The 5,668-nt window shown below is 57.7% G+C and carries 5 protein-coding genes and 1 pseudogene; 4 read left to right on the forward strand and 2 right to left on the reverse strand.

Features of this window, described 5'->3' with window-relative positions:
• Positions 1-566 precede the first annotated feature (566 nt).
• Positions 567-847: pseudogene (locus JQ575_RS43585) on the forward strand (DUF2177 family protein).
• 109 nt (positions 848-956) lie between these two features.
• On the opposite strand, the gene JQ575_RS43590 reads toward JQ575_RS43585, so the two are convergent.
• Positions 957-1,505, reverse strand: coding sequence for a fasciclin domain-containing protein (locus JQ575_RS43590; protein WP_212039299.1), 549 nt, complete (start codon positions 1,503-1,505; stop codon positions 957-959).
• Positions 1,506-2,077: 572 nt separating this feature from the next.
• Between JQ575_RS43590 and JQ575_RS43595 the strand changes: the two genes are divergently transcribed.
• On the forward strand, positions 2,078-2,521 hold the full coding sequence (locus JQ575_RS43595; RefSeq protein WP_312016138.1) for a TspO/MBR family protein: 444 nt from the start codon (positions 2,078-2,080) through the stop codon (positions 2,519-2,521).
• 758 nt (positions 2,522-3,279) lie between these two features.
• Here JQ575_RS43595 and JQ575_RS43600 read toward each other — a convergent pair.
• Positions 3,280-3,645 (reverse strand): nuclear transport factor 2 family protein, encoded by a 366-nt coding sequence (locus JQ575_RS43600; protein ID WP_212039297.1) that lies wholly within the window; start codon positions 3,643-3,645, stop codon positions 3,280-3,282.
• A 793-nt stretch (positions 3,646-4,438) separates the two neighbouring features.
• Between JQ575_RS43600 and JQ575_RS43605 the strand changes: the two genes are divergently transcribed.
• Both JQ575_RS43605 and JQ575_RS43610 read left to right on the forward strand, forming a co-directional pair.
• A complete protein-coding gene (locus JQ575_RS43605) occupies positions 4,439-4,957 on the forward strand; it encodes a DUF3592 domain-containing protein (protein ID WP_212039298.1) in 519 nt (172 codons plus the stop codon).
• Positions 4,954-5,668, forward strand: a 715-nt coding sequence (locus tag JQ575_RS43610; protein ID WP_409364895.1) for a tetratricopeptide repeat protein, incomplete at its 3' end; no start/stop codon positions are given. The genes JQ575_RS43605 and JQ575_RS43610, both read left to right, overlap by 4 nt.

Below are 5,668 nucleotides of genomic sequence, written 5' to 3' on the forward strand. Positions count from 1 at the left end.
GGCCGATTCAAAACCACCGTCTGAAAGAGCTTCTTCCACTAAATCCCTAATAACCTGGTCGTCCTCGACGACCAGAATCGTAACTACGCCATCCACTTCACTATCCCCCTTGGTGCTGCCTTACAATCCTCCGGCGGGGTAAGTGAGGCTGAACTCATTCGTTCCAAAATAATGTTCAAAAGTGAACTTATCCGGTGAACTACGGGGTCCTTAGTCCGATGGCTATGATCCGCATAAGTTCCAGATTGAAGGCCGCTCCCGTAACATCGCCAGTTCGGCCATCGACAGTAAGCTTCGCGGCTGCGATGAGGTTGCCGTTCGGGTTGAAGATGTAACCGCCGTTCCCAGTCTGCACGTTGACATGCCATTGCGCAAGGAACACGCAAGCGCCCGGTCCAAAGTCGGTCGATGATCCAAGTCGCGTTTCCCGTCGTTAGACGGGTAAGGCATCGGCCGATGCCCGCCCTGTCGATTACCACATGAGCGCTCGATGATGACTTACTTCACGGCCTATTTTGCAACACTGGCAGTCTTCGTGCTTTGCGCACATGGCGTGGCTTGGAACGATGGCAAGCCGCCTCTATCGTCCGACGCTCGGCGACATTATGCGCGCGGATGTCAATCTCCCCGCCGCGGTCGCCTTCTATGTGATTTACCCATCGGGCTCGTGATCTTCGCCATCCTGCCGGCTCTGAAGTCCGGAAGCCTTGCGCAAGCGATGTTATGCGGCGCGCTGTTCGGCTTCTTCACCTACATGACGTACGACTTGACCAATCAGGCGACACTGCGGAACTGGACCAGAGCCGCTTCGAAAGCTATCGCCGCCGACCGGAATTCATTCAGTTGACTTCCTGGGAGCTAGGATGCCTTCACGCGCCGACGCAGGAAGGGCTGCAAAAGCCTTAGCGAAGCCGCACCGAAACTGTCGTACCGGTGCGGCATTAGCGAAGCTTGGACTAGCTTGCAGGCATCAAAACGTTGTTGACCACGTGGATCACGCCGTTCGACTGGTTGACGTCGGCAATCGTGACGGTGGCGGAGCCACCCTTCGCGTCCACGATCATGACCGCGCTGCCGGATTTCTTAACGGTAAGTTGTTCGCCCTCGACCGTCGTCAGCTTCTGTCCGTCTGACAATTGCGCCGCGTTCACCTTGCCCGGTACCACGTGGTAGGTAAGGATCTTCGTGAGCGCCGCTTTGCTTTCCGGTTTCACGAGCGTATCCACCGTGCCCTTGGGCAATTTGGCGAACGCTGCGTTGGTGGGCGCAAACACGGTGAAAGGGCCCGTGCTCGACAGGGTATCCACCAGTCCAGCGGCCTTGACGGCCGCGACGAGCGTGGTGTGATCCTTCGAATTGACTGCATTCGCAAAGATGTTTTTCGACGGATACATCGCAGCACCGCCGACCATCACCGTCTTGTCCTTGGCTTGAGAGAGTGTCGCCGATCCAATTGCAACGGCGAGCGAGAGTGTCGCAACGGAAAACAGCAGGCGAGAATTCATCTTGGTACTCCATTCATGTTGGGGATTGCGGGCAGGCCGTATTCCTGAACTGAGAAAAACCGACCCACCGCTTGTTGCATCTGACATGTAACGACGTCTGGTGCGGGCCGGATCACGTCGGCATGAATCTTTTATTAGCGAACGCGCGCTGGTGATCCATCAGGCATCGGACAACGTTTCTTACCTGCAATGCGCCGGAGTGAAGCCTTACACAGTCGATGACGGGGGAACTGCTTCGGGCTGCCGTTGACGGCAACAAGCCCGCACAGAAACTGTGGCCGGCAATCGGCTTTTATCTGTTCTATGACTTGGCCTGATCGAATTAATCGTCCGTGCGACATACTAGGACGAGAGGCCGATAAGACCGATGAGTCTGAACTTATGTTAGGTTGCTTCACACGACCTCACCGATCAGGCGAACTGACCGTCACGGATGTGCCTTCGGGCCAGCACTTGCCGCATGTTGCGCCTACTACGGTTACGTCGTGGCGGACGGCCTGTTGGAGACGCCGTGACGTGATGTTTCACAGGATGCGCGCTGCGCCGCATGCCGAAAGCGAATGATGACATCCATGATGCGCCTTACCGTTTTCGTTGCTTTCGTGATCGGGGGCGGCTTTCTGATCGGATATTTGAACGTGCCCGGCAGTTGGTACGCCGGGCTCAATAAGCCCTGGTTCAATCCGCCGAACTGGATCTTCGCACCGGTCTGGGCGGCAATCTACCTCCTCGTCGCGATCCCCGGGTGGCGGACATGGGAACGGCATCGCAAAGAAATGGCGATGCTGTTGTGGTTGGTACAGATGGTGCTCAATTTCCTCTGGTCGCCAATTTTCTTTTTCGCACATCTGCCTGGAGTCGCTCTCGCGATCATCCTAGCGCTATTCGTGGTGATCCTGGCGTTTATCGTGCGCCAGTGGAATTTGGACCGCCTCTCCTCCGTAATCTTCGTGCCGTACGCTGCCTGGGTCGGATTTGCGTCTCTCTTGAACTTATCAATCGTCGGTCTGAATTGAGCAAGACAGCTAGTCGCTCACCGCGCTTCATTCCGGCTTTCAACCAAACTCTTTGCCTCGGCAACCAGTGCCGGATTTGAGAAAAAACGCGCGTGACGTTTATTTCCAGCAGTTCGATCGGGATCGCAAGCTGACGCACAATGCGTCAGTGCCGCCCTATTGGATAATCCCGAAGTAGCGAGGGCTCGGACTGAACATACTAGCTTGCGCATCGATGGCTCCTTCGTTGACAAATTCGATGGAGTTCTGGTGACGGGCCTTTTATCACGCGTCGGGGACGGCTTTTCGATTACGCAATTACAAGCCCGGTAAGGCGACGACGACGCCTCGCGAATGCGTGAAGACGTTTCTTCCTACGGCTCCCCGACGAAACCGAAAAATCCTGCGACGACACCATTCTTGGCCTGCGATGGCAAACTCCTGAAACACGATGCGTGCATCCTTGCTGCATCGAATTCTCCAACCAAGGAGCCAACGATGCGCAAACTGGTCTTTCAATCGGAGCCCTCGCGATTGCTGTCATGGTCGCATTTGCCTGGTCGCACACTGTGCTCACGCCTTCCCAAGCAAGCGTCGCTGGGTCAATCAATCCGACCGATATGATGTCGAATTACAAAGGCACGCTTCCGGTTGAGCGGTGGGAAGCGATTTAGCTGTTCTTCGACCCCTGTCCCTCTGTGCTTTCGAAGCCCCGGCAATCGTCGGGGCTTTTTCCTTTGGAAGATGTTGCACCTGTTCACGATCGTTGAGTTTTCGGCTCAGGCCGCGCAACGACGTTGACCGAGCGGGCCACACTCGGTGTGCAATATCTTGCCCGAGGGCGTGAAACAGAAAAGCAACCGCACTGGATCGCCTTCATAATTGCGATAATCGAGGCAGACGCCGTGGGCAGTGAGCGATATTTCGCCCATCGAGAACGCAGTTGCCAACGCCAGCGCCAATTTGGGTGCCCAATACGCCGCAATCGACTGGCGACCGATCAGAGTCACGCCATCGCAGTCGCATTCAAGCGCCGCCCGCTCATCGTACATGTCGACCAAGGCGCTGAGATCGCCCAGCCGGCAGGTATCAAGCCAGTCTACGACAATACCAAGAGGATCGAACTCGTCCCGTGTTATCGACATGGGTGTCCATCCTAAACCGATAGCGTTACCCCCCGCGCGCTGATAGACGGATTATCGTGAACGTTGGTTGAATGTTTTTTTGTAATATTACGGAAGCGGGTGCTGCCGAGCGCTGAGATCATTTCCATTTCAGTGCGGCAGGCAAAAACTCGTGCAAGCTGTGGCCCAAACAACAACCGTCTTTCGGCCTAAGGCTTGACTGGCCTGACTGCGCTCTAGCGAGCCGTAGATCAGCACGCCAATGCGGGTGCGGCTCGCCGCCGGCTGTTGCGCATTTGTGCGCAGCGAAAATGACGACAAAGCACCAGTGGCCGCTACTCCTGCGATGAAAACTCGTCGCAGCATATCGAGTCTCCATGCCATGGACGGTGAGAGCGTACACCAAGTGGTGCCAGAATCTAACATATTGCAAGGCGATACCGCGCCGGCGCCGTTACGGCAGCAAGCCGATGCGGTTCAAAATGCCCGGTTTCGGGCCCGCTTGTAGCATGCAGCGAGAACACCAAGCGGCCCGACGTGACTTTGTCGAGGAGACCGAGCCTGTTGAGGCAACTAGGATCCTGCCGATTTTCGAAGCAACACCTCCGAAATGGAATGGCCACCGCCATCCGGCCGTGGCGCGCGGTTCCAGGGGTCAGCCACGATCGCGCGTTGATGGCTAACCACGCGACTCGCGGATACTTGGAAGAGGTAAATCCACTCCGAGCTACTCGGGCTGCGCATTGAACCTTTCGGCGTCCCTTCAGACAGATACAGTTAAACGTTCGCCCCCCACCTGCCGCAGGACCAGTCGATGGAAGACCCGACGACTTTTCTGAACCGGCTTGGCAAGTTCGTGCTGATACCGATTGGCCTGCTGCTGTTTGTCGCAGCCGCTTGGTCCATCTGGAGTACGAAGAGCTGGCTTGCGCGCACCCTCGAAGTGGAGGGCGTGGTCGTCGAGATGGTGCGCATGCGCGATAGCGACGATAAGGGGTACGTATTCTCGCCGATTGTGCGTTTCGAGACAGCAGACGGCGGAACTCACCAGTTTCAGTCCGGCCTTCGAACCTATCCGCCAGCCTACCGGACCGGCGAGGTTGTTTCGGTGGTCTATGACCCGGCAGTACCTGACGCGGCCATGATCAGAAGCCTGCTGTCACTCTGGTTGATGCCAATCATTCTGAGCTTCATCGGAACGATTTTCTGCGCCATCGGGATATTCATGATCGTGATGTGTAGCTGGGCATCGCGGGTTTTCGACCGGCCGATGGCTGCCGTCAGCCGGCCCGCCCCAGAAGCGAGTGCAGCCCTCGGCAGGACCACTCCATGATCGCACTCCGGCAGATCGCGCATCGGCGCGTGTTGCTGCAGGCCCGCGGCATGATTTTCCTGCTGCCGCTCGTGCTTTCGCTGCCCACCCTTAACGCGATTGCCGCGGCTCCTAGCGAGAGGTCGACGCTGTGGGAGGCATGCCGCAACAAAGACGGTGAGGCAGCGCTCGGCGCCTGCATGGCGATCATCAACACGCGCGGCATACCGATGGGCGAGCGCGCCGCCGCCCACTACACGCGTTGCTACCACTACATCCTAGTGCACGACTATCGGAATGCGCTCGCGAGCTGCGATAGGTCGCTTGAAGACAATCCATCCCTCGTCGACGCTTGGTTGAACCGGAGCACGATACGCAGCGGGTTTGGCCAATTCGATCTCGCGATCAAGGACGCGACCCGCGCGCTCGCTCTGGCGAACACCAATTCGGATCGCGCCGGCGCGCTGCGCAACCGCGCTGCGGCCTTGGTCCGACGTGGCAAAATCGCCGAGAGCCAGGCCGATCTCGAACAGGCGGCGAGGCTGCAATCGGGTGATGTCTACAACTTTATCAACCGGGCAGACTTCCTGCTGCAGGTCGGCCGCCCCGAGGAGGCCCTTCATCACATTGCGCGGGCACGCGCCACCCGGGCCACCACCACCTTTTCAAGGCAGAAGATGCACGCCGACATTGGCCTGCTGCACGGTAAAGCCCTGGTCGCGCTGAAGCGCT

Source organism: Bradyrhizobium sp. JYMT SZCCT0428 (genome assembly GCF_018131075.1).
Classification (GTDB): domain Bacteria; phylum Pseudomonadota; class Alphaproteobacteria; order Rhizobiales; family Xanthobacteraceae; genus Bradyrhizobium.

Bases quoted from the DNA above. Each gene is read 5' to 3' on its own strand.
- JQ575_RS43590 (WP_212039299.1), bottom strand. From the start codon at position 1,505: ATGAATTCTCGCCTGCTGTTTTCCGTTGCGACACTCTCGCTCGCCGTT.
- JQ575_RS43595 (WP_312016138.1), top strand. From the start codon at position 2,078: ATGATGCGCCTTACCGTTTTCGTTGCTTTCGTGATCGGGGGCGGCTTT.
- JQ575_RS43600 (WP_212039297.1), bottom strand. From the start codon at position 3,645: ATGTCGATAACACGGGACGAGTTCGATCCTCTTGGTATTGTCGTAGAC.
- JQ575_RS43605 (WP_212039298.1), top strand. From the start codon at position 4,439: ATGGAAGACCCGACGACTTTTCTGAACCGGCTTGGCAAGTTCGTGCTG.